Genomic DNA, 23184 nt, shown 5'->3' with positions numbered 1-23184 from the left:
GGAGGGTGACGGGAGAGGGTGGGGTGGGGCGGGTGGGGGTGCCGGGGCGGATCGGGGCGTACCGGGTGGAGCGCCTGCTCGGGGTGGGCTCGTTCGCGACCGTCTGGCTGGCCTACGACCCGACGCTGGCAGTCCGGGTGGCGATCAAGGTGCTGGCGGAGAACTGGCACCACGACGTACGCGTCCGGGAACGCTTCCTGGACGAGGCCCGGCTGCTCCGCCGGATGGAGGACGACCGGCTGGTCCGGGTACGCCTGGTGGGGGAGCTGGCGGACGGACGGCCCTACACGGTGCTCGACTGGGCTGACGGGGGCAGCCTCCGGGAGCGGCTCGCCGCCGGGCCCCTTCCCATGGCGACCGCCCTGAATCTGCTCGCCGAGATCGCCGCCGGGGTGGCGGTGCTGCACCGGCACCGAGTGGTGCACCGTGACCTGACACCCGGCAACATCCTGTTCCGCTCGACCGCCGACGGTGAGCGGGTGGTCATCGCCGACCTGGGTCTGGCCAAGGCGCTCGCCGTCGCCTCCGGGCTCACCATGCGCGCCGGCACGCCCGGTTACATGGCACCCGAGCAGGACGACCACCTGGCGGTCGTGGACGAGCGCGCCGACGTGTACGCCCTCGGCAAACTCGGCCGCCGACTCCTCGAAGGGTCCCACCCTGGCGATCTTGGTGCGGAACCGCCCCCTGACGGGCACCTTCGCGCCAAGATTGCGGGCGATCCGGTGCCGCCGGCCGTGATGGCGGTGTTACGGCGGGCCGACGCGAGCCGGCCGGACGACAGGTATCCGGACGCTGGGGCGTTCCGCGCGGCCCTGATCCGGGCGGTGCGGCAGATCCGGGCAGCGGACGCGGTCTCGGCCACCGCGGCCCCGGTGCGGGTGCCCTCGCCCGTCGGGGTGGCGGTCACCGCTGCTCCGGTCAGGGCGGACGCCGCTGCGGCGTCAGCGGGCCTGGCCCGCGTACCGTGGCTACGCGCGGTCGCGCTGACGGTGGTGCTGGCGGCGGCGGCCGGCACTGTGGCGGCGGACTCGGCTACGCCAGACGGTACGGCGACCAGCGGTCCGCTGACCGTCGCGCTGCCGGACGGCTGGCGGGCGACCGGGACCGGCTGGGCGGGGCGGTACGACGCGTCAGGACGGCTCGAACCGGCGTTGGTGATCTCGCCGGAGCCGCGTCGGTGGGCCACCGACCCGAGTGTGCCGGGTGCCTTCCTCGGGCTGTCGGTGACCGCCCGACACACCGATGCGGGTGCGTTCGTCGCCGCGCAACCGCACGCCGACTGCGCTCCCGCGCCACTTCGGCGGGTGCGGCGCGCTGGTCTGGACTGGGTGGTCGCCCGCTTCGACTGCCCGTACGGGCGGCCGGTGCTGGTGGAGGCCGCCGCCGGCAGCGTCGCCGGGCTGCTCTACGCGCAGGTCGTGCCGCCGCCCGGTGCCGGCAACGAGTTCGTGGACACCCTGCTCGACGGGGTACGGACGCGACGACAGGTCATCGCACCACCACGGTGATCACGTGGGTGCCCGCCTCCCGGGGAATGAACACCTCCAGGGTGCCGGTCCGGAGGAACCGGAGGTCGACCACGCCGGCCTCGTAGTTGCTGTCCACCAGGTCCTCTCGGTCCACCGTCACCTCACCCGGTCCGATGTCCCGCAGACGCAGCACCCCGCCGGTGGCGAAGCAGAGCGACGACGGCAACGGCCCGGGGTCGGACAGGGGCAGCTCGTACCGGACCGCGCCGAGGCAGGACTCGGACATGCTCGGGGTGGGTGTCGGGGCGCGGGTGCTCCGCTGCGGGGTGGGCGCCCGGGGCGCCGGTGCCGGCCGCGTGGTCGGCACCGTCCCGACCGTCGGTGGCGTACCGACAGGTGTTCCGCTCGGCCGCGTCGACGGTGGGGAGGGCGGCGGCGCGCTGGTGGGCGCGGGTGGGCGTACCGGCAGCGGCGCGACCGGCTCGTCGGCGCAACCGCCGGCACCCGCGACGAGCACGACGGCCAGGGCCAACACCGTCGGGCGGAGCCGGCCGGGCGAGTCAGTCGGCACCGGTGAGCCGCTGCCGGACCTGCCGGCGGGCCTCGTGGATGCGGGACTTGACCGTGCCCACGGGGATGTCGAGCAACTCGGCGATCTCGCGATAGTCGAGGTCGAGCACGTCCCGCAGGGTCAGCGCCTCGGCCAGGTCCGGTCGGACCGCGTCGAGGGCCTCCAGCAGATCGAGTCGGGTACCGGCGACCACGCTGGTGCGGCGCGGGTCGGGCCGGTCCGGCAGCGGGGCCCCGGCGGTCTCCACCTGCCACCGTCGGCGCAGCGCGCGGTAGGTCGAGCGGGCCCGGTTGGCGGTCAGCCGGTACAGCCAGGTGTGAAACGACGAGCGGCCCTCGAACCGGTCGATGCCCCGCGCCACCGCGAGCAGCGTGTCCTGGCAGGCCTCCTCCGCGTCCTCCCGGTTGGGCAGCAACCGACCGCACAGCCGCAGCACCTCCGGACGCACCGCCGCGAGCAGCGTGTCCAGGGCCGCCGGGTCGCCGCGCGCCGCGGCTGCGGCCAGGTCGTCGATCCCATCCGCGAGGGTCATCGCGCCGTCCCGTGCTCGCCGGTGTTGCGGTGGCGTTCAGGCTACGCCGCCGGGACCGCCGCGTCCGGTCCCGCGTCCACCAGCCGACACGGCACGGGCGTCGGTGCCGCCCGCCGAGGCGGGTCGAGCGGACCGGCGCGCGCCGCGCGCGGCGCGCTGGAGCGACCGGCGACGGCGGGGTTAGGGTTAGCGCCGACCGACTCGATCATCCGAACCGGGGGGCCTCCGCATGGGCGATTCGTTCGCGCATCTGCACGTGCACACGGAGTACTCGATGCTCGACGGGGCGGCCCGGCTCAAGGACCTGTTCGCCGAGGTCAAGCGGCAGGGAATGCCGGCGGTGGCGATGACCGACCACGGCAACATGCACGGCGCGAACGACTTCTACAAGCAGGCGATGGCCGCCGGGGTGACTCCGATCCTGGGCATCGAGGCGTACGTGGCGCCGGAGTCCCGGTTCCACAAGTCGCGGGTCCGGTGGGGCCGGCCGGAGCAGAAGAGCGACGACGTCTCGGGTAGCGGTGGCTACACCCACAAGACCATCTGGGCGCGCAACAAGACCGGCCTGCACAACCTGTTCGCGCTGACCTCGCGGTCGTACACCGAGGGCTACTTCGTCAAGTGGCCCCGGATGGACGCCGAGCTGCTCGCCGAGTACGCCGACGGCCTGATGGCCACCACCGGCTGCCCCTCCGGTGAGGTGCAGACCCGGCTGCGGCTCGGCCACGACGCGCAGGCCCTCGAAGCCGCCGCGAAGTACCAGGAGATCTTCGGCCGGGAGAACTACTTCCTGGAGCTGATGGACCACGGCCTGGACATCGAGAAGCGGGTCCGCGACGGGCTGCTGGAGATCGGCCGCAAGCTCAACATCCCGCCGGTGGTCACCAACGACTCGCACTACACCCACGAGGCGCAGTCCGAGGCGCACGACGTGCTGCTGTGCGTACAGACCGGCAGCAACGTCGCCGACCCGAACCGGTTCAAGTTCGGCGGCAGCGGCTACTACATCAAGTCCGCCGACGAGATGCGCGGCGTGGACCACTCCGACGCCTGGCTGGAGGGCTGCCGCAACACGCTGCTGGTGGCGGAGCGGGTCGACCCGACCGGGATGTTCGAGTTCCACAACCTGATGCCGCGCTTCCCGGTCCCCGAGGGCGAGACCGAGGAGTCCTGGTTCCGCAAGGAGACCTTCGCCGGCCTGGCCCGCCGGTACCCGGACGGCATCCCCGAGGGGCACGTCGTGCAGGCCGAGTACGAGCTGGGTGTCATCATCCAGATGGGCTTCCCGTCGTACTTCCTCGTGGTGGCCGACTTCATCCAGTGGGCCAAGGCGCAGGGCATCGCGGTCGGTCCCGGCCGTGGCTCCGCGGCCGGCTCCCTGGTCGCGTACGCCCTGGGCATCACCGACCTGGACCCGATCCCGCACGGGCTGATCTTCGAGCGGTTCCTCAACCCCGAGCGGGTCTCCATGCCGGATGTCGACATCGACTTCGACGAGCGTCGGCGCGGTGAGGTGATCAAGTACGTCACCGACAAGTGGGGCGAGGACAAGGTCGCCCAGATCGCCACCTTCGGCACGATCAAGGCGAAGGCCGCGATCAAGGACTCGGCCCGGGTGCTCGGCTACCCGTACGCGGTCGGCGACCGGATCACCAAGGCGATGCCACCGGCGGTGATGGGCAAGGACATCCCGCTCACCGGCATCTTCGACCCGAAGCACCCGCGCTACGCCGAGGCCGGCGAGATCCGTGGGCTGTACGAGTCCGACCCCGACGTGCGCAAGGTGATCGACACCGCCAAGGGCATCGAGGGGTTGATCCGGCAGACCGGGGTGCACGCCGCCGGCGTCATCATGTCCGCCGAGCCGATCATCGAGCACATCCCGCTGATGCGCCGGGACGCCGACGGGGCGATCATCACCCAGTTCGACTACCCGACGTGCGAGTCGCTCGGGCTGTTGAAGATGGACTTCCTCGGCCTGCGCAACCTGACCATCATCGACGACGCGCTGAAGAACATCGAGCTCAACCACGGACTCAAGGTCGACCTGCTCAAACTGCCGTTGGACGACAAACCCACGTACGAGCTGCTGGCCCGGGGCGACACCCTCGGCGTGTTCCAGCTCGACGGCGGGCCGATGCGGTCGCTGCTGCGGCTGATGAAGCCGGACAACTTCGAGGACATCTCCGCCGTCCTGGCGCTCTACCGACCCGGCCCGATGGGTGCCAACTCGCACACCAACTACGCGCTGCGCAAGAACGGGCTCCAGGAGATCACCCCGATCCACCCGGAGCTGGCCGAGCCGCTGGAGGAGATCCTCGGCCCGACCTACGGTCTGATCGTCTACCAGGAGCAGGTGCAGCGCGCCGCCCAGGTGCTCGCCGGGTACAGCCTCGGCAAGGCCGACCTGCTGCGCCGGGCGATGGGCAAGAAGAAGAAGGAGGTCCTCGACAAGGAGTTCATCCCGTTCCGGGACGGGATGAGGGGCAACGGCTACTCCGACGAGGCCATCAAGACCCTGTGGGACATCCTGGTCCCGTTCGCCGACTACGCCTTCAACAAGGCGCACACCGCCGGCTACGGGCTGGTGTCGTACTGGACCGGCTATCTGAAGGCCAACTACCCGGCCGAGTACATGGCGGCGCTGCTGACCTCCGTCGGTGACGACAAGGACAAGATGGCCATGTACCTGTCGGAGTGCCGGCGGATGGGCATCCAGGTGCTGCCGCCGGACGTGAACACCTCGGCCGGCCCGTTCACCCCGGTCGGCCGGGAGATCCGCTTCGGCCTCGGCGCGATCCGCAACGTCGGCGCGAACGTGGTCGCCGCGATCATGCGCTGCCGCGAGGAGAAGGGCGACTACGCCGACTTCTACGACTTCCTGTCCAAGGTGGACGCGGTGGTCTGCAACAAGAAGACCATCGAATCTCTGATCAAGGCGGGGGCGTTCGACTCGCTGAAGCATCCCCGCAAGGGCCTGCTCGCCGTGCACGCCGACGCCATCGACGCGTACGCCGACGTCAAGCGCAAGGAGGCCGTCGGGCAGTACGACCTGTTCGGCGCGGGCTTCGGTGACGCCGAGGTGGCGACGAACACCACGGTCATGCCGGTCATCTCCGAGGGGGAGTGGGACAAGCGGGACAAGCTCGCCTTCGAGCGCGAGATGCTCGGCCTGTACGTCTCCGACCACCCCCTGTTCGGGTTGGAGCACATCCTCGGTGCGGCGGCCGACACCACCATCGCGGCGCTGTCGGAGGAGGGCACCGTGCCCGACGGCGCGGTGGTCACCCTCGCCGGCATCCTCTCCGGCGTGCAGCGACGGGTCACCAAGCAGGGGCGGGCGTGGGCCTCGGCCACCCTGGAGGACCTGGCCGGCGGTGTGGAGACGCTGTTCTTCCCGAACACCTACGAGGTGATCGGGCAGTACATCGCCGAGGACGCGATCGTGGTGGTCAAGGGCCGGGTCGACCGGCGCGACGACACCCCGCGCATCATGGCGATGGACATGTCCCTGCCGGACGTCAGCACCAGCACCACGAACAAGCCGGTCACCCTCACCATCCCGGTGACCCGCTGCACCCCGCCGCTCGTGGAACGGCTCAAGGAAACCCTGGTGCTGCACCCCGGCGACGCCGAGGTGCACGTCAAACTCCTCAACGGCACCCGCAGTACCACCCTGCGCCTGAGCCCGGTCCGGGTGGCCGCCACCACCGCCCTCATGGCCGACCTGAAAAGCGTCCTGGGCCCCGCCAACGTCACCTGACCGGGGTGGGGGTGGGTGGGGGCCACGGGGGTCGGATTGGCGCTTAGGGGTGAGGGGCGCGGGGGCTAGCGTCGGGGCGTGGATCTGGAGCAGGCACAGAAGCTGTGGCAACCGCAGCCGGGCTGGCTGAACACCGCCAGCTACGGGTTGCCGCCCGACCCGGCCTGGGACGCGTTGCAGGACGCGCTGGCCGGCTGGCGGGTGGGGCGAGGAGCGTGGGAGGACTGGGGGGCCGCCACCGACCGGTGCCGGACGGCGTTCGCCTCCCTGGTCGCGGTGCCGGTGGGCGACGTCGCGGTCGGTGCCACCGTCTCCCAGCTGCTGGCGCCGGTCGCCGCCGCGCTGCCCACCGGTGCCCGGGTGCTGGTGCCCGAGGTCGAGTTCACCTCCAACCTGTTCCCCTGGCTGGTCCAGGCCGAGCGGGGCGTCGAGGTACGCACCGTCCCGCCGGCCGAGCTGGCCGCCTCGATCGACGCGGGCACCGACCTGGTGGCGTTCAGCCTGGTGCAGTCCGCCGACGGCACCGTCGCCGCGTACGACGAGATCGTCGCGGCGGCCCGGGCGCACGGCGCGCTCGTCGCGGTGGACGCCACCCAGGCCTGCGGATGGCTGCCGTTCGACGCGGCCCGTGCCGACGTCGTGGTGGCCGGCGGGTACAAGTGGCTGATGGCTCCCCGGGGCACCGCCTTCGCCTACCTGGCTCCCGGGCTGCGGGACCGGCTGCGACCCGACGCCGCCGGCTGGTACGCGGGCCGCGATCCGCACGCCTCCTACTACGGGCCGCCGCTGCGGCTGGCCGACGACGCCCGCCGGTTCGACCTCTCGCCGGCCTGGTTCAGCTGGGTCGGTGCCGTACCCGCCCTGGAGTTGCTGCTGGAGATCGGCGTCGAGCAGGTGCGGGCGCACGACGTGGCGCTGGCCAACCGCTTCCTCGCCGGTCTGGGGCAGCCACCCGGGCACAGCGCGATCGTCACCGTCGAGGTGCCCGACGCGCAGGAGAAGCTGGAGCGCGCCGGGGTACGCGCGGCGGTGCGGGCCGGTCGCGTCCGGGCCTCGTTCCACCTCTACTCCACCACCGAGGACGTCGACCTCGCCCTCGACGCACTCACCTCCTGACCGCGCCGCCCGCGCCGCACCGGACGGCTCGCCGGTGTGCGGCCGGCGCTCGCCGCCCGCCCTCATCCTGACCGGGTGCGGGCGGGCGGCGCTCTTCCCGGACGGCTCCGCCAGCTGTCCGGGCCAAGGTCGTCGCGGGCGCATCCGTGGCGCGGCGTCCCGACGAATCCCCCGGTGGAGACCTGTCCACTGGGAGGAAGTCTGGTGTCTGGGGTACCGATGCCGGCCGAGGTCGTGCAGATCGCGCGCAAGCGCCTGACCGCCGCCGCCGAGGAGTTCGACGGCAACCGGACCGCCGCGCTGGTCGTCGAGCTGGCCGAGGAGTGGGGGGTGGTGCGGCTGTGGGACGACGTCTGCGTGCCGGTGCTCACCGCGCGGAGCGGGTGTACCCCCGCCGGGATCGCCGTCGAGCACGCCCTGTCCGAGGGCGTCCGGGTCGGTCTGGACGTGTTCCGCCGCGATCCGGCAGCCGGCCTGCCCGCCGACGGCGTGCTGCTGGCCGGGGTGGAGCAGGAGGAACACTGTCTCGGGCTGCACGCGCTCGCCGCCGGGTTGCGGGAGCGTGGCCGGGGCTGCCTGCTGGTCGGGCCGGCGCTGCCGTGGACGGCGCTGGCCAGCGCCGTTGACCGGGCCCGACCGCACACCGTGGCGGTCTGGTCCCAGTCGCCGGTGACCGGCCGGTCGTACCGCATCGGCCGCTTCGCCCGGGACTTCCCGGCGGTCCGGGTGTACGCCGCCGGGCCGGGCTGGGTCGACCCGCTCACCCCGCCCGTGACGCGGCTCGACTCGCTCTCCGCCGCCCTCCGGGTGCTGTAGGCGGGGCAGGTGCCGCGTCCGGTCGTCGGCCGCCTCGTGACGCGGGTCATACCGATACGGATCCGTACCGTATCGTAAATGCCCTAGGCTGAACGTCGACGCGGACGGGACCGACTCGACAATCGGGGGGCGCAGATGCAGCCGAGCGAGAACACCGGACATCCGAGGAGGTGGGCGATCCTCGGGGTGCTGGTGATCAGCCTGCTCGTGGTCGTCCTCGACAACACCATCCTCAACGTCGCGCTACGCACCCTCGCCGACCCGGTGCACGGGCTCGGGGCGAGCCAGGGCGAGCTGGAGTGGTCGATCAACTCCTACACCCTGGTCTTCGCCGGGCTGCTGTTCACCTTCGGCGTGCTGGGGGACCGGGCCGGCCGCCGCAGGATGCTGCTGATCGGGCTCGCGCTCTTCGGCCTGGCGTCACTGCTGTCGGCGTACGCGCAGACTCCCGGCCAGTTGATCGCGGCCCGGGCCCTGATGGGGGTCGGCGGCGCAGCGATCATGCCGGCGACGTTGTCGATCATCTCCAACGTCTTCGACCCCCGGGAGCGCGGACGCGCCATCGGCATCTGGGCCGGCGCGGTCGGCCTGGCGGTGGCCATCGGGCCGGTCCTCGGCGGATTGTTGCTGGAACACTACTGGTGGGGCTCGGTCTTCCTGATCAACGTGCCGGTGGTGGCGCTCGGCGTCATCCTGGTCGCGTCGCTGGTGCCCGAGTCACGCGACCCCGAACCGGGCCGCGTCGACGCGTTCGGTGTGCTGCTCTCCGTGGTCGGTCTGGTCGCCCTCACCTACGGCATCATCGACGGCGGCGAGCACGGCTTCGGTCGCCCCCTGGTCTGGGCCTCGATCCTCGGCGGCGTCGCGGTGCTGGCCTGGTTCGTCCTTCACGAGCGACGCAGCAGCCATCCGGCGCTTGACGTCCGGCTGTTCCGGGTGCCCCGGTTCGCCGCCCCGGTGGCGATGATCGGGCTGGTCTTCTTCGCCGCGATGGGGGTGATGTTCTTCAGCTCGTTCTACCTGCAACTGGTGCGCGGCTACAGCCCGCTCGAGACCGGCCTGCTCTTCCTGCCCTTCGCGGTCGCCCAACTCGTCTTCGCCCCGCGCAGCGCCACCATGGTCCGCAGGTACGGCGGCCGGGCGGTGGCGGTGGTGGGGCTGGTGCTGACCTCGGTGGCGTTGGGCGCGTTCGCCTTCGTCGACGTCGCCACGCCCATCTGGCTGGTGCTGGTCGCCTTCTTCCTGCAGGGCGTCGGGATGGCCAACATCATGCCGCCGGCGACCGAATCGATCATGTCGGCGCTGCCCCGGGAGAAGGCCGGCGTGGGCTCCGCGATCAGCAACACCATCCGGCAGGTGGCCGCCGCGCTCGGCGTCGCGGTGATCGGCTCGGTGCTGGCCGCCGGCTACCGCAACGGGATCGAACCGGCCCTGGCGGATCTGCCACCGGCAGCCGACGCGGCGGCCGGTGAGTCGATCGCCGGCGCGTACGCCGCAGCCGGTCAGCTCGGTCCCGCGGGCCCGCGACTGGTCGCGGCGGCCAACGACTCCTTCGTCTCGGCCATGCACCTGTCGGCCACGCTGGCCGCGCTGGTCGCCGCGGCCGGCATCCTGGTTGCCCTGCGCTTCCTGCCCGGCCGGGCCAGCACCGGTGCGCCGGCGAGGATCGGCGGACCCGGATTGGCCGCCGCAACGCCCGGCCAGGGACAATGAGGGGATGACCAGCACGGCGGACGCCGCACGACCACCCGGGCGGCCACGCAGCGTCCGGGCGGACGAGGCGATCATCGAGGCCACCCTGGATCTGCTCGCCGAGGGCAGCACCATCGAGACGATCTCGGTCGAGGCGATCGCCGCGCGGGCCGGGGTGGGCAAGGCGACCATCTACCGCCGCTGGCCGGGCAAGGACGCGCTGCTGCTCGACGCGTTGCGTCGCCTCAAGGGCGACCCGCCGCAGCCGTCCGGAGGGTCCGTCCGCGAAGACCTGATCACGCTGGTGACCGCGATCGGTCACAACGTCGACCCGCGCGCGGCGCAGATCATGCCCTGTCTGGTGCCTGAGATGAAACGCAGCCCCGAGCAGTACGCGTTCTACCAGAGCATCGTGGCGCCCCGCCGGGCCGCGATGCGGGAGGTCCTGCGCCGTGGCGTCCGCGAGGGCGAGCTGCGCACCGACATCGACATCGAGGTGACGATGGCGATGCTCACCGGGCCGATGCTCATCCAGCGGGTGCTGAACTGGAACCCGGATCTCGACGAGGCGAACCTGCCGGAGCGGGTCGTGGACGCCGTACTGGCTGGTATTCGCACCCACTGAGCCGCACCGTCGTGGCCGGCCCACGGCGCCCACCGCAGCCGCCGCGAGGTGTTGCGCGGTCGCTCACCCGGCCGGCGTACGCAGCCGGTGCAGGCGCAGCGCCAGCTGCACCTCCAGGGCCCGATCCGGTCGCTGCCAGTCGGCACCGAGCAACTGCCCGACCCGCTCCAGGCGCTGGGTCACCGTGTTGACGTGCACGTGCAGCTGCTCGGCGGCCCGGGCCAGGCTGCCACCCACCCCGAAGTACGCCTCCAGGGTCCGCACCAACGCGGTGCCCCGGCGGGCGTCGTATTCGAGCACCGGCCCGATGGTCGTGCCGAGGAACCGGCTCACGTCGGCGTCGCCGTCGTCGTCGACGGCACCCAGCAGCAGCCCGACGAAACCCAACTCGGCGCTGCTCGCCCCCTGCCCGGCCCGGCCCAGCGCCCCGAGCGCGGTCAGGCACCGGTCCGCCTCCCGGAAGGCGGCGGCCAGCGACGCCGGGCCCGTCGACGGGCCGCTGGCTCCCGCGGTCACCGGGCGCCCGGTGATCCGGGACAGGTCCCGGGCCACCGCCCGGGCGCTGCCACCGGCGTCCTGACCGGGCAGCATCAGCGCCACCCGGCCGTCACGCGCCGCGGCCAGGCCGCCGCGGGTCGAGGCGTACGTGGTGGCCCAGGAGAGCACCCGCTGCCGGGCGGAACCGGTCGCCGCGATGGCGTCGTCGCCGACGACCACCAGCACGTGCGGTGCGTCCAGGTCCACGCCCAGCCGACGGGCCCGGCCGCGCAGCGCGTCGGTGTCCCGCAGCGGCCGGGCGATCAGATCGTCGAGCAGCTCGCCCCGGACCCGTCCCTCCGCCTCGGCGACGGTACGCCGGAACAGCAGCAGCAGCGCGGTCACCAGCGCCGCCCGCTCCAGGATCCGCTGGTCGGCGTCGGCCGGCTCGTCGTCGGGACGCAGCACCAGTACGCCCAGGTTCTCCGCGCCGGCCACCACGGCCGCGTACCACAACGCCCCCCGCCGTACGCTGCGCCCCTCGGTCCGCGACGCCGCGACCGCCGCCAGGATCTCCGCCCGGTCCGGCTCGTCGATCTCACCGACCTGGGCCAGCCGCCGTCCCTCGGCGTCCAGCGCCAGCAGCGCGCCACCGAGCACGTCGGTGACGGCCGAGGCCACGTCCTCCACCCCGCCGCCGCGCAACACCAGCGCGGTCATCCGGTCGTGCGCCGCCGCGGCCCGCTCCACCGAACTGCTGTGCGCCCGGATCGTGGTGTTCGCCGACGACAGCTCCGCCAACGCCGAGCGGGTCTCGGCCAGCAGCCGCGCGGTGTCGATCGCCACCGCGGCGTGGGCCGCCAGGGAGAGCAGCAGCGCCACCTCCTCCCGGGCGAACGGCCGGGCCGAACGGTTGGCCGCGTAGAGCACGCCGATGCTCGTCGAGCCGAGTCGCAGCGGCACCCCGAGGATGGCGACCAGCCCTTCCTCACCCACCCCGGCGTCGATCTCGCGGGTGTGGTGGAAGCGCTCGTCCTGCGGATAGTTCGCGGTCACGTAGGGGGCACCGGACTGGGCCACCAGGCCGCCGAGCCCGGCGCCCATGGGCAGCCGGAGCCGCTGGAACCGGGCGGAGACCGAGCCGTCGGTCACCCGCATGTAGGTGTCGCCGCGCTCGGCGTCGTCGAGCGTCATGTAGGCGACGTCCGCGCCGAGCAGGTGCCGGGCCCGGTGCACGATCGCCCGCAGCACCTCGTCCAGGTCCCGCAGCCCGGCCAGGTCGCTGACCGTGTCGTACAGGCCGGACAGCTCGCTCTCCCGGCGGCGGCGACGTTCCAGCAGCGCCCGCACGCGCAGCGCCACCGTCTTGGCCTGTTCCAACTCGGCGAGGCGTTCGGCGGGCAGCCCGGCCGAGCGGGCGGCGACCAGCGGTCCCTCGAACTCGACCGCGGCGGCCTCCCGGGCGAGCAGTTCCAGGAACTCCACCGGCGAGGACATGACCGACATTCTGCGGGTGGCCGGCGTCAGTTCGCCGTCCAACCCCCGTCGAGCGCGATCGAGGCACCGGTGAGGAACCCCGCCGGCGGCGAGCAGAGGTACGCCAGCAGTTCCGCCACCTCCTCCGGCTCGATCAGCCGCTTGACCGCCGCGCGGGCCAACATGATCTTTTCGATCACCTCGGACTCGGGGATGCCGTGGGCGGTCGACTGGTCGGCGATCTGGCTCTCCACCAGCGCGGTACGCACGTACGCCGGGTTGATGCAGTTGGCCGTCACCCCGTGCGCCGCGCCCTCCAGCGCCACCACCTTCGACAGCCCTTCCAACGCGTGTTTCGCCGAGACGTACGCCGCCTTGTACGGCGAGGCGCGCAGCCCGTGCACCGAGGAGATGTTCACGATCCGGCCCCAGCCACGGGCGTACATGTGCGGCAACGCCCGCCGGATCAGCAGGAACGGCGCCTCCACCATCACCCGCTGGATGTACTCGAAACGCTCGACCGGAAAATCCTGGAGCGGCGCCACGTGTTGCAGCCCGGCGTTGTTGACCACGATGTCGACGTCGGCGTCGAGCGCGTCCACCGCCGCCGGATCGGCGAGGTCCACCCCCTCGGCCCGGCCGCCGGCCTCGGCGGCCACCTGCTTGGCCGCCTCGACGTTGCGGTCGACCACCACGACCGTGGCGCCGGCCGCGGCCAGCCGCAGGGCGCAGGCCCGGCCGATACCGCCGCCCCCGCCCGTCACGAGGGCGGTACGACCGGTCAGGTCGACGTTCACGACGTGGGGGACCGCCACGGGTTCTGCCGTCATGGCGCATGAAGTTACGAGCTGTGTGGTCGGGCGCACATGGGATGGCGGCACATACTCCCGCCGTACTGTGTGGTCGTCCGCTACATCTGGGCCGCGGTCGCCACGGCGGTCGCGTTGCGCGTGGCCGCCCGGGCGTCTCGGCCGTGTCCGGCGGCGTGCCGGGGCGGGCGTGTCCCGCGACGCGCCGTGGTGGCGGCATCGGTAGGGTGTCGAACACACGTACTGTCCGGCGGCTGGAGGGAGGCGGCGTGCGGGTGCTCGGCGTCGATCCGGGGCTGACCCGGTGCGGCGTCGGCGTGGTCGAGGGGGTGCCCGGCCGGCCCTGCACACTCATCGCCTACTACGTGGTCTACACCGACCCGGCCGACGAGCTGCCCACCCGCCTGCTGCACCTGGACCGTTCGCTGACCGAGCTGGTCGCCGAGCACCGGCCGGACAGCGTTGCCGTGGAGCGGGTGTTCAGCCAGCACAACGTGCGTACGGTGATGGGCACCGCCCAGGCCAGCGGGATCGCGGTGCTGGCCGGGGCGCGCGCCGGGCTGCCGGTGCAGACCTACACCCCGAGCGAGGTGAAGGCCGCGGTGACCGGTTCCGGTCAGGCGGACAAGGCCCAGATGACCGCGATGGTCACCCGACTGCTGCGGCTGCCCGAGCCGCCCCGGCCGGCGGACGCCGCGGACGCCCTCGCGCTGGCCATCTGCCACGTGTGGCGCGGCGGCACCCGGTCCAAACTGGCCGCCGCGGCGGACCGGGTCAGACGAGGAGGAGCGAGATGATCGCCAGTGTGCGTGGCGTGGTGACCGGCACCGGCCCGGACCACGCGGTGATCGAGGTCGGCGGGGTCGGCCTGGCCGTGCAGTGCGCCCCCGGCACCCTCGCCGAGCTGCGGGTCGGTCAGCCGGCCCGGCTGGCCACCAGCCTCGTCGTCCGGGAGGACTCGCTCACCCTCTACGGTTTCGCCGACGACGACGCCAAGGCGCTGTTCGAGCTGTTGCAGACCGCCAGTGGCGTCGGTCCGCGGCTGGCCCAGGCGGTGCTCGCGGTGCACACCCCCGACGCGGTACGCAAGGCCATCGCCAACGCCGACACGGCGGCGCTGACCCGGGTGCCGGGCATCGGCAAGAAGGGCGCCGAACGGCTGGTGCTGGAGCTGCGCGACCGGATCGGCCCGGTGCCGGTGGGTGCCGACGGCGCGGCCGGGGTGACCGGTGGCGCCTGGCCGGACCAGGTCCGCCAGGCGTTGATCGGGCTCGGCTGGACGGCCGGCCAGGCCGACCAGGCGGTCGCCGCCGTCGCCGAGACCGTCGACGGTCCCACCCCGCCGGTGCCGGTGCTGTTGAAGCAGGCCATCCGGCTGCTGGGTCGGACCCGATGAGCAGCGAGAACCTGGTCTCGGCGTACGTCAACGACGCGGAGCTGGACGCGGAGGTCAGCGTCCGACCGAAGCGCCTGTCCGAGTTCATCGCCCAGGACCGGGTTCGCGACCAGCTCGACCTGCTGCTTCAGGGCGCCATGCGGCGCGGCTCGCCGCCCGACCACATCCTGCTCTCGGGCCCGCCGGGCCTGGGCAAGACCAGCCTCGCCAACATCGTGGCCGCCGAGTTGGGCACCGGCATCCGGGTGACCAGCGGGCCGGCGATCGAGCGCTCGGGTGACCTGGCGGCGATCCTGACCAGCCTGGCCGAGGGCGACGTGCTCTTCATCGACGAGATCCACCGGATCGCCCGGCCGGCGGAGGAGTTGCTCTACAGCGCGATGGAGGACTTCCGGGTCGACGTGGTGGTCGGCAAGGGGCCCGGGGCCACCGCCATCCCGCTCGACGTGGAGCCGTTCACGCTGGTCGGCGCGACCACCCGGTCGGGTCTGCTCACCGGCCCGATGCGGGACCGGTTCGGCTTCGTGGCGCACCTGGACTTCTACTCGCCGGCCGACCTGGAGACGCTGCTGCACCGCTCGGCCCGCATCCTCGGGGTGCCGATCACCGAGGACGGGGCGGCGGAGATCGCCGGCCGGTCCCGGGGCACGCCCCGGATCGCCAACCGGCTGCTGCGCCGGGTGCGGGACTTCGCCGAGGTACGCGCCGACGGTGTGGTCACCCTCGCGACCGCGCAGGCGGCCCTGACCGTGTACGACGTGGACGCCCTCGGGTTGGACCGGCTCGACCGGGCGGTACTGACCGCGCTGGTGGACTCGTTCCGGGGTGGTCCGGTCGGCCTGTCGACGCTGGCCGTGGCGGTGGGGGAGCAGCCGGACACGGTCGAGGAGGTCTGCGAGCCGTTCCTGGTGCGGGCCGGGCTGCTGGCGCGTACGCCCCGGGGGCGGGTGGCCACCGAGGCCGCCTGGCACCATCTGGGCCGTACACCACCGAATGGTACATTTGCCGCACAAGCTCCTACCGTGCCCGATCTGTTCTCCCTGGACGGCGGCGAGCCGTGATCTGTTCGTGATCTGTGCCGCATTCGGCGTTCCCAGATAGAGCGACTAGACTCGCCGCGGTCTGTACAGGACGTGAAAATCCGCCTCCGTTGCGGCGCCGACGCGCCGGTGCGGCGGCCAATGGGAAGGTCGACAACCGTGCACTACGCAGCAGATGGCGGCGGAGCGGGAGGCTTCACGCCGATCCTCATGATCGCTCTGCTCTTCGGCGTCATGTACTTCATGATGATCCGTCCGCAGCAGAAGCGCCGCCGCGAGGCCGAATCGATGCAGGCCAACCTCTCCGTGGGCGACGAGGTGGTCACCATCGGCGGGCTCTACGGCACGGTCACCGGCGTCGAGGACGACAGCGTCCTGCTGGAGGTCGCTCCCGGAGTGCAGACCCGCTACGCCCGGCCGGCGATCGCCCGGGTGGTCACCCCGGTCGAGCGCCCGGTCGAGTCGCCCGCCGAGGAGTCCGACTCCGTCAAGGACTGACGTCGAGTCCCAACCGGGTTGCCGGTCCACCGGCGGCTCGGACGGGAGGTGCCCGCACGCGTCCCCGGGCGGGTGCCATCCCCGATCCGCGCATTGAGACAATTGGATAGCAGGCCGACGTCGGGCGTCGGCGCGCCGGCTCGTACCCGGTCCACGCGTGCGCGTCGACCACCCGGGGCGGCGTCAGCCCGGGCGCCGTCTGGTAGGCAGACCGCCGGCCTGGGACTCCGGCCGACCCGCCGCCGCGCCCGCGGCGGCGTGACCACAGGGAGACAGGACAGCCGTGGCACCACCTCAGGGACAGATGCGCCCGGGACGGCAGTTGGCCGTGCTCGGGGCCATCTTCGTCGTCCTCTATCTTTTGGTGTTCTTCTCGGGCGGCGCCAGCGGTGGCTGGAAGGACCGGCTCGAACCCCGCCTCGGTCTTGACCTGGTCGGCGGCACGCGGCTCACGCTGGAGGCCACCAACACCCTCGACGGCCGGGCCCCGACGGCGGAGAACCTGGAGCGGGCCCGCCAGATCATCGAGAGCCGGGTCAACGCGTACGGTGTGGCCGAGGCCGAGGTGGTCACCGAGGGCGACCGCAACATCGTCGTCTCCCTGCCCGGCGAGAACCGCGAACTCAACGAGGTCGGCAGCGCCGCCGAGCTGCGCTTCCGGAAGGTGCTGAAGATCGCCGACGGCAGCGGCTCGATCCCGTCGCCGGCACCGAGCGGGAGCCCTTCGGCGACCCCGTCCGGCTCCCCGAGCCCCGAGGCCACCCCGTCGGGTTCCGCGAGCCCCACGCCCGAGGCCGAGGCCACCTCGTCGCCGGACGCCGGTGGCCAGGGCGGTGGCGCACCCACGCCGACGCCGTCGGCGACCGCGTCGCCCACCCCGTCGCCGACCGCGAGCGAGGAGGTGTCGCAGAGCATCGAGGAGCAGCGCCGGGCCGTCGAGCAGAAGGTCGGCCCCGAGGCGTGGGCCGCCGCCAGCGGGTTGCAGGCGCCGGCCGACCTGAGCGCCGACCCGTCACTGGCCGAGAAGCTCAAGCCGTTCGGCGAGCTCAGTGGCCGCGAGGTCGCGGTGCTGCCGGCGCAGATGCAGTTCAACGTGCCGACGATCAGCTGCGCCCAGCTCGACGACCGGCCCCCGGCGTCCATCTCCGACCCGGAGCAGCAGGTCGTCGCCTGCGAGGGTGGGTACGCCAAGAACCTGCTGGACGTGGCGAAGGTGCTCGGCACCGACGTCTCCGACGCCAACGCGGTGCGTGACCAGACCAGCCAGTGGGTGGTCAGCCTGAACTTCACCAGCTCGGGCCAGGACAAGTGGACCGCGCTGACCCGGGAGGCGTTCAACAACGAGGGTCAGGCGTGCGACGCGTCCGCGCTCGGCGACGAGGGCAAGTGCCGGGTCGCCGTGGTGCTCGACAACAAGATCATCTCGTCGCCGCAGATCCAGGGCGTGCTGACCGGCAACTCCCAGATCACCGGCAACTTCAGCAACGCCGAGGCCAGTGAGCTTGCCGGCTACCTCAGCTACGGCGCGCTGCCGGTCACCTTCGAGGCGCAGGAGCAGCAGAACGTCACCGCGACCCTGGGCGCCAGCCACCTGCGGGCCGGTCTGCTGGCGGCCGGCATCGGCATGCTGCTGGTCGTCATCTACTCGTTCTTCTACTACCGGCTGCTCGGCTCGGTGATCTTCCTGAGCCTGGTGCTGTCGGCGTTGCTGCTCTTCGGCGCCCTGGTGGTGCTCGGCCGGCAGATCGGCTTCACGCTCACCCTCGCCGGCATCGCCGGCATCATCGTCTCGCTCGGTGTGGCGGCGGACTCGTTCGTCATCTACTTCGAACGCCTCAAGGACGAGATCCGGGAGGGCCGCAGTCCGCGTAGCGCGGTACCCCGGGCCTGGGTCCGGGCCCGCCGGACGATCATCTCCGCCAACGCGATCACGATCATGTCGGCGCTGGTGCTCTACATCGTCTCGGTCGGCACGGTGAAGGGCTTCGCCTTCGCCCTCGGCCTGGCCACGGTGCTCGACCTGCTCGTGGTCTTCCTCTTCCGGCACCCGATCATGACGATGTTCGCCCGTACCAAGGCGTTCCTGTCCCCACGGGTCAGCGGCCTGGGCCGGGCGTTGCCGGCCCGGTCGTCGGAGCCGGCCCCGTCGTCCCGCAACCAGCGTGTCAAGGAGGCCTGAGATGGCTGAGACTGGTCTGGCAGCCCGCCTCTACCGAGGTGAGGCCGGCCTCAACATCGTCGGCCGGCGCAAGATGTGGTTCACCGTCGCCGCCGTGCTGGTGCTGATCGCGCTCGGCAGTGTCATCTTCCGGGGCTTCAGCCTCGGCATCGAGTTCGCCGGCGGCAACTCCTTCCAGGTGCCGACCAGCGTCGGCACCCTGGAGCAGGTGGAGCAGCGCGCCGGCGAGGTGCTGACCGGTCAGGGCGGCCGGGTTGTCACCACCCAGCAGGTCGGTGGGGGCGGCGGCGAGTTCTACGAGCTGCGCACCACCGAGCTGGACGCCGAGCAGGCCGAGGCGGTCCGGACCGAGTTGGGTCAGGTGTTCAACATCGACCCGGCGGAGATCGCCAGCAACCGGGTCAGCGAGGCGTGGGGCAGCCAGGTGACCAACCGGGCACTGCTCGGTCTGGTGATCTTCCTGGCGCTGGTGACGGTCTACCTGGTCCTGCGGTTCGAGTGGCAGATGGCGGTCGGGGCGATCTTCGCCCTGGTGATGAACCTGGTCCTCACCGCCGGCCTCTACTCGATCGTCGGGTTCGAGGTCACCCCGTCGACGATCATCGGATTCCTCACCATCCTGGGCTTCGCCCTGTACGACGTGGTGGTGGTCTTCGACAAGGTGCAGGAGAACACCAGAGGCATCACCGCGAACAACAACCAGACGTACGGCGAGGCGGCCAACCTGGCCGTGAACCAGAGCCTGATGCGGTCGATCAACACCTCGGTGGTCGCCCTGCTCCCGGTCGGCGGCATCCTGTTCATCGGTGCCGGCCTGCTCGGTGCCGGCACCCTGAAGGACCTCGGCCTGGTGCTGTTCGTCGGTATGGCGATGGCCTTCCTCACCTCGATCACGCTGGCCACCCCCTTGCTGGTGGTGCTGAAGAACCGCGACCCGCGGATCCAGGCGCACAACAAGCGGGTGCTGGCCCGACGGTCCACGGTCGGCCGGAGCGAAACCCCGGCCAAGGCGGCTGGTACGCCGCGCCCGGTCGAGCGGGACGAGGAGCCGGTCACCGCGGAGACCGGTGCCCTCGCCGGTGCCGCCGCGCCGAAGGTGGGCGCCCGGCCGGCGGGCAAGCGTTCCGGCGGTGCCCGGGGCGGGCGTCCCGGTGGTGGCAACCGTCCGGGCGGCGGAAAGCGACGCTGAGGACGCCCGGGGCGACCCGGTAGGAACAGGTACCGGCGGCGTCCTGCATGCTGTGCGAGCAGTGTGCGGGACGCCGCCGTCGTGTGAAGGGAAGCGGAACTGCCGTGACGGAGACCCACAGCACCGGGGTACGCGGGGACAGCGGGCCGGAGACGGCCCGGCTGGTGGCCAGCCGGGTGCTCGACGTGCCCGACTTCCCCAAGCCCGGCGTCATGTTCAAGGACCTGATGCCGTTGTTCGCCGACGGTGCCGCTTTCCGGGACGTGATCGACGGGATCGTCGCGTACCACGGGCGGGAGTCCTTCGACGCCGTGGTCGGCATCGAGGCGCGCGGCTTCGTGGTCGCCGCCGCGATCGCGTACGCGACGGGGGTCGGGGTGGTGCCGGTGCGTAAGGCCGGCAAGTTGCCCCGGCCGGCGTACGCCGCCTCCTACGAGCTGGAGTACGGCGAGGCCACGCTCGAGGTGCACCAGGACGCCTTCACGGCCGGACATCGGGTGCTGGTGGTCGACGACGTGCTCGCCACCGGTGGCACGGCCGCGGCCACGCTGGACCTGGTGGAGCGGGCGGGCGGCACCGTGGCGGGCTTCACCGTGCTGCTGGAGCTGTCGTTCCTCGGCGGGCGCGACCGGCTGGCCCCGCGTCCCGTGCATGCCCTGTTGACCGTTTGAGGCGGCGGCGACCTGGACGGGCCCGGCACCGACCGTCCGGTGGAGCGGCACGGCCCTCCGGGTGGGGGTAGCATTGCCCATTGCTGACCGGGCGGTTACCCGTCTGTGCGGCGCTAGACCAGACCGGCCGGCGCACGGTCGGTGTCGTCTCGGCGAGCGGTGAGGAGGCCGGTGTCCCACGAGGTCGTTCCTCCGGTGGAGGGCACGGTGCACCCGACAGGTGACGCGGAGGGCTCGCTTACCGATCGCAACGGCGCCGCGGCGGCGTCGGACGGCGGGTCGGGGGCGGCGCAGCAGACCGACGAGCCGGTTCGTCCGGCCGCCGACGCCGGCGATTCCTCGGCGGCCGGTGGCTTCGGCCTGTCCCACGCGCCCACCGGGCGGCGGGTCCGGGCACGGCTCGCCCGGTTCAACGCGCCGTGGCAGTCCTCGCAGGTCAGCGAGGTGCTGGAGCCGCTGATCGCGTCACACCGGGAGAATCACCCCAAGGCCGACGCGCGGCTGTTGCAACGGGCCTTCGACACGGCGGCGCGCTGGCACTCCGGCCAGTACCGCAAGTCCGGCGACCCTTACATCACCCACCCGCTCGCGGTGGCGACCATCCTGGCGAACCTGGGCATGGACACCACCACGCTGGTGGCGGCGCTGCTGCACGACACCATCGAGGACACCGAGTACACCCTCGACCAGATGCGGTCCGACTTCGGTGGTGAGGTCGCCCTGCTGGTCGATGGCGTCACCAAGCTTGACAAGGTCAAGTTGGGCGACGCGGCGAAGGCCGAGACGATCCGCAAGATGGTCGTCGCCATGGCCAAGGATCCGCGGGTTCTGGTGATCAAGCTGGCCGACCGGCTGCACAACATGCGGACGCTCACCTTCCTGCCGCGTCCGAAGCAGGAACAGAAGGCCAAGGAGACGCTGGAGATCCTCGCCCCGCTGGCCCACCGGCTCGGTATGAACACCATCAAGTGGGAGCTGGAGGATCTGGCGTTCGGGACGTTGTTCCCGAAGCGGTTCGAGGAGATCAACCGGCTGATCGGGGAGCACCAGCCGCAGCGGGAGGCGTTGCTGCGGCAGGTGACCCAGAAGGTGCAGACCGACCTGAAGGCCGCCAAGATCAAGGCGGAGACGACGGGTCGGCCGAAGCACCTGTACTCGATCTACCAGAAGATGATCGTGCGGGGGCGCGACTTCAACGACATCTACGACCTGGTGGGTGTGCGGATCCTGGTCGACACGGTGCGGGACTGCTACGCGGCGCTGGGGGTGATCCACGCGAACTGGCAGCCGGTGCCGGGCCGGTTCAAGGACTACATCGCCATGCCGAAGTTCAACATGTACCAGTCGCTGCACACCACGGTGATCGGGCCGACCGGCAAGCCGGTGGAGATGCAGATCCGCACGTACGCGATGCACCGCACGGCGGAGTTCGGCATCGCGGCGCACTGGAAGTACAAGGAGCACAAGGGCACCCAGATCGTCGGCCCGCCGGCGCACATCGACGAGATGACCTGGCTGCGGCAGCTGCTGGACTGGCAGCGGGAGGCCGCCGACCCGAGCGAGTTCCTGGACGCGTTGCGCTTCGACCTGTCCAGCCAGGAGGTGTACGTCTTCACCCCGAAGGGCGACGTGATCCCGTTGCCGACGGGGTCGACGCCGGTGGACTTCGCGTACGCGGTGCACACCGAGGTGGGGCACAAGTGCATCGGGGCGCGGGTCAACGGCAAGCTGGTGCCGTTGGAGTCGACGCTGTCCAACGGTGACGTGATCGAGATCTTCACCTCGAAGTCCGACACGGCCGGTCCCACGCAGGACTGGCTCGGCTTCGTCAAGAGCCCGCGGGCCCGGACGAAGATCCGGCAGTACTTCAACAAGGAGCGGCGCGAGGAGGCGATCGAGGAGGGCAAGGACGCGATCGTCAAGGCGATGCGCAAGCAGGGCATGCCGTTGCAGCGGATGCTCACCTCCGACAACCTGATGGCCATCGCCCGGGACCTGCACCTGGCCGACGTGGCGTCGCTGTACGCGGCGGTCGGCGACAGTCAGGTCTCCGCCCAGTCGGTGGTGCAGAAGCTGATGGCCTCCTACGGCGGCGAGGAGGGCGCGGCGGAGGACATCGCCGAGACCGCCGTGGCCACCCGGCCGCCGCGCAGCCGCGCCTCCAGTCACGACCCGGGTGTGGTCGTACGCGGCGTCAGCGACGTGTGGATCAAGCTGGCCCGCTGCTGCACCCCGGTCCCGCCGGACTCGGTCTTCGGTTTCGTGACCCGTTCCGGCGGGGTGAGCGTGCACCGCGACGACTGCGCCAACGCGGAGGACCTGCGCGCCCAGGGCGAGCGGGTGGTCGAGGTCAACTGGAAGCTCACCTCCGCCTCGACGTTCCTGGTGGCGATCCAGGTGGAGGCGCTGGACCGGCACAAGCTGCTCGCCGACGTCACCCGGGTGCTCTCCGAGGAGCGGGTCAACATCCTCTCCGCCACCGTCACCACCACCCGCGACCGGGTGGCGGTGAGCCGGTTCAGCTTCGAGATGGCCGACCCCAAACACCTGGGCCACCTACTGGCGGCGGTACGCAAGGTCGACGGCGTCTTCGACGCCTACCGCGTAACCTCCGGCGCCTAACCCACCCCCACCCACCCAATCCCGCGCCGATCTTGCGCTTTCGGTCGTCGAGACACGGCTTTCATCCCGTTATGCGGGGACAGAAGATGCAAGATCGCGGGTGTGGGAGGGGTCGCGGGGGTGGGGATGGGGAAGCGGCCCCCGGGGGGGGGGGCGGGGGCGTCGGGGGGTGGCGGGGGGCGGCGGCGGGGAAGGTGAGGGGGGTGTTGACGGCCGCCGTCATGGGGGGGGCGGCGCCCG

The 23184-nt window shown here is 72.0% G+C and carries 18 protein-coding genes; 14 read left to right on the top strand and 4 right to left on the bottom strand.

Annotation, left to right across the window (positions count from 1 at the left end; translation table 11 throughout):
* Positions 1-5: 5 nt before the first annotated feature.
* Entirely contained in the window at positions 6-1511 is a 1506-nt protein-coding gene (locus V5O40_RS07710) for a serine/threonine-protein kinase (protein WP_332904835.1), read from the top strand.
* Here V5O40_RS07710 and V5O40_RS07705 read toward each other — a convergent pair.
* Entirely contained in the window at positions 1492-2043 is a 552-nt protein-coding gene (locus V5O40_RS07705) for a hypothetical protein (protein WP_332904834.1), read from the bottom strand. The two genes, V5O40_RS07710 and V5O40_RS07705, sit on opposite strands and share 20 nt — an antisense overlap.
* Positions 2033-2575 carry an RNA polymerase sigma factor gene (locus V5O40_RS07700; protein ID WP_332904833.1) on the bottom strand — a complete coding sequence of 181 codons (543 nt, stop codon included), beginning with the start codon at positions 2573-2575 and terminating at the stop codon, positions 2033-2035. Before V5O40_RS07700 ends, V5O40_RS07705 begins: the two co-directional genes overlap by 11 nt.
* Before the next feature lie 229 nt (positions 2576-2804).
* Here V5O40_RS07700 and dnaE point away from each other — a divergent pair, with 229 nt between their 5' ends.
* From dnaE to V5O40_RS07675, 5 genes are all read left to right on the top strand, one after another.
* Positions 2805-6338, top strand: coding sequence for a DNA polymerase III subunit alpha (gene dnaE, locus V5O40_RS07695; RefSeq protein ID WP_332904832.1), 3534 nt, complete (start codon positions 2805-2807; stop codon positions 6336-6338).
* Positions 6339-6416: 78 nt separating this feature from the next.
* The gene (locus V5O40_RS07690; protein ID WP_332904831.1) at positions 6417-7454 is read left to right on the top strand and encodes an aminotransferase class V-fold PLP-dependent enzyme; all 1038 of its coding nucleotides are present in this window, start codon (positions 6417-6419) and stop codon (positions 7452-7454) included.
* 204 nt (positions 7455-7658) lie between these two features.
* On the top strand, positions 7659-8270 hold the full coding sequence (locus V5O40_RS07685; RefSeq protein ID WP_332904830.1) for a transcriptional regulator: 612 nt from the start codon (positions 7659-7661) through the stop codon (positions 8268-8270).
* Between the two features lie 135 nt (positions 8271-8405).
* Positions 8406-9983: an MFS transporter gene (locus V5O40_RS07680; protein ID WP_332904829.1), complete on the top strand. Its 1578-nt coding sequence runs from the start codon at positions 8406-8408 to the stop codon at positions 9981-9983.
* Between the two features lie 4 nt (positions 9984-9987).
* On the top strand, positions 9988-10587 hold the full coding sequence (locus V5O40_RS07675; RefSeq protein WP_332904828.1) for a TetR/AcrR family transcriptional regulator: 600 nt from the start codon (positions 9988-9990) through the stop codon (positions 10585-10587).
* Between the two features lie 63 nt (positions 10588-10650).
* On the opposite strand, the gene V5O40_RS07670 is transcribed toward V5O40_RS07675, so the two are convergent.
* Both V5O40_RS07670 and V5O40_RS07665 read right to left on the bottom strand, forming a co-directional pair.
* On the bottom strand, positions 10651-12570 hold the full coding sequence (locus V5O40_RS07670) for a helix-turn-helix domain-containing protein (RefSeq protein ID WP_332904827.1): 1920 nt from the start codon (positions 12568-12570) through the stop codon (positions 10651-10653).
* A 17-nt stretch (positions 12571-12587) separates the two neighbouring features.
* Complete coding sequence (locus V5O40_RS07665) at positions 12588-13370, bottom strand: 3-hydroxybutyrate dehydrogenase (protein WP_332904826.1); 783 nt, start codon at positions 13368-13370, stop codon at positions 12588-12590.
* Positions 13371-13618: 248 nt separating this feature from the next.
* Here V5O40_RS07665 and ruvC point away from each other — a divergent pair, with 248 nt between their 5' ends.
* From ruvC to V5O40_RS07625, 8 genes are all read left to right on the top strand, one after another.
* Positions 13619-14146 carry a crossover junction endodeoxyribonuclease RuvC gene (gene ruvC, locus V5O40_RS07660; RefSeq protein ID WP_269738820.1) on the top strand — a complete coding sequence of 176 codons (528 nt, stop codon included), beginning with the start codon at positions 13619-13621 and terminating at the stop codon, positions 14144-14146.
* Complete coding sequence (gene ruvA, locus V5O40_RS07655) at positions 14143-14745, top strand: Holliday junction branch migration protein RuvA (protein WP_332904825.1); 603 nt, start codon at positions 14143-14145, stop codon at positions 14743-14745. Before ruvC ends, ruvA begins: the two co-directional genes overlap by 4 nt.
* A complete protein-coding gene (gene ruvB / locus V5O40_RS07650) occupies positions 14742-15806 on the top strand; it encodes a Holliday junction branch migration DNA helicase RuvB (protein ID WP_332904824.1) in 1065 nt (354 codons plus the stop codon). Before ruvA ends, ruvB begins: the two co-directional genes overlap by 4 nt.
* 138 nt (positions 15807-15944) lie before the next feature.
* Positions 15945-16283, top strand: a complete 339-nt coding sequence (yajC, locus tag V5O40_RS07645) for a preprotein translocase subunit YajC (protein WP_269738817.1) — start codon at positions 15945-15947, stop codon at positions 16281-16283.
* A gap of 283 nt (positions 16284-16566) precedes the next feature.
* Entirely contained in the window at positions 16567-18462 is a 1896-nt protein-coding gene (secD, locus tag V5O40_RS07640; protein WP_332904823.1) for a protein translocase subunit SecD, read from the top strand.
* A gap of 1 nt (position 18463) precedes the next feature.
* Positions 18464-19651 (top strand): protein translocase subunit SecF, encoded by a 1188-nt coding sequence (secF, locus tag V5O40_RS07635; RefSeq protein WP_332904822.1) that lies wholly within the window; start codon positions 18464-18466, stop codon positions 19649-19651.
* Positions 19652-19755: 104 nt separating this feature from the next.
* Entirely contained in the window at positions 19756-20322 is a 567-nt protein-coding gene (locus V5O40_RS07630) for an adenine phosphoribosyltransferase (RefSeq protein ID WP_332904821.1), read from the top strand.
* A 195-nt stretch (positions 20323-20517) separates the two neighbouring features.
* Complete coding sequence (locus tag V5O40_RS07625; protein ID WP_332904906.1) at positions 20518-22944, top strand: RelA/SpoT family protein; 2427 nt, start codon at positions 20518-20520, stop codon at positions 22942-22944.
* The last annotated feature ends 240 nt before the right edge of the window (positions 22945-23184 follow it).

The organism is Micromonospora palythoicola (assembly GCF_036689795.1).
GTDB lineage: Bacteria > Actinomycetota > Actinomycetes > Mycobacteriales > Micromonosporaceae > Micromonospora > Micromonospora palythoicola.
This window is presented reverse-complemented; position numbering and strand designations above follow the sequence as displayed.

Excerpts from the sequence above, each read along its gene's own strand:
- ruvA (WP_332904825.1), top strand. The coding sequence starts at position 14,143 with ATGATCGCCAGTGTGCGTGGCGTGGTGACCGGCACCGGCCCGGACCAC.
- secF (WP_332904822.1), top strand. The coding sequence starts at position 18,464 with ATGGCTGAGACTGGTCTGGCAGCCCGCCTCTACCGAGGTGAGGCCGGC.
- V5O40_RS07675 (WP_332904828.1), top strand. The coding sequence starts at position 9,988 with ATGACCAGCACGGCGGACGCCGCACGACCACCCGGGCGGCCACGCAGC.
- dnaE (WP_332904832.1), top strand. The coding sequence starts at position 2,805 with ATGGGCGATTCGTTCGCGCATCTGCACGTGCACACGGAGTACTCGATG.
- V5O40_RS07665 (WP_332904826.1), bottom strand. The coding sequence starts at position 13,370 with ATGACGGCAGAACCCGTGGCGGTCCCCCACGTCGTGAACGTCGACCTG.
- V5O40_RS07680 (WP_332904829.1), top strand. The coding sequence starts at position 8,406 with ATGCAGCCGAGCGAGAACACCGGACATCCGAGGAGGTGGGCGATCCTC.
- V5O40_RS07700 (WP_332904833.1), bottom strand. The coding sequence starts at position 2,575 with ATGACCCTCGCGGATGGGATCGACGACCTGGCCGCAGCCGCGGCGCGC.
- V5O40_RS07670 (WP_332904827.1), bottom strand. The coding sequence starts at position 12,570 with ATGTCGGTCATGTCCTCGCCGGTGGAGTTCCTGGAACTGCTCGCCCGG.
- ruvB (WP_332904824.1), top strand. The coding sequence starts at position 14,742 with ATGAGCAGCGAGAACCTGGTCTCGGCGTACGTCAACGACGCGGAGCTG.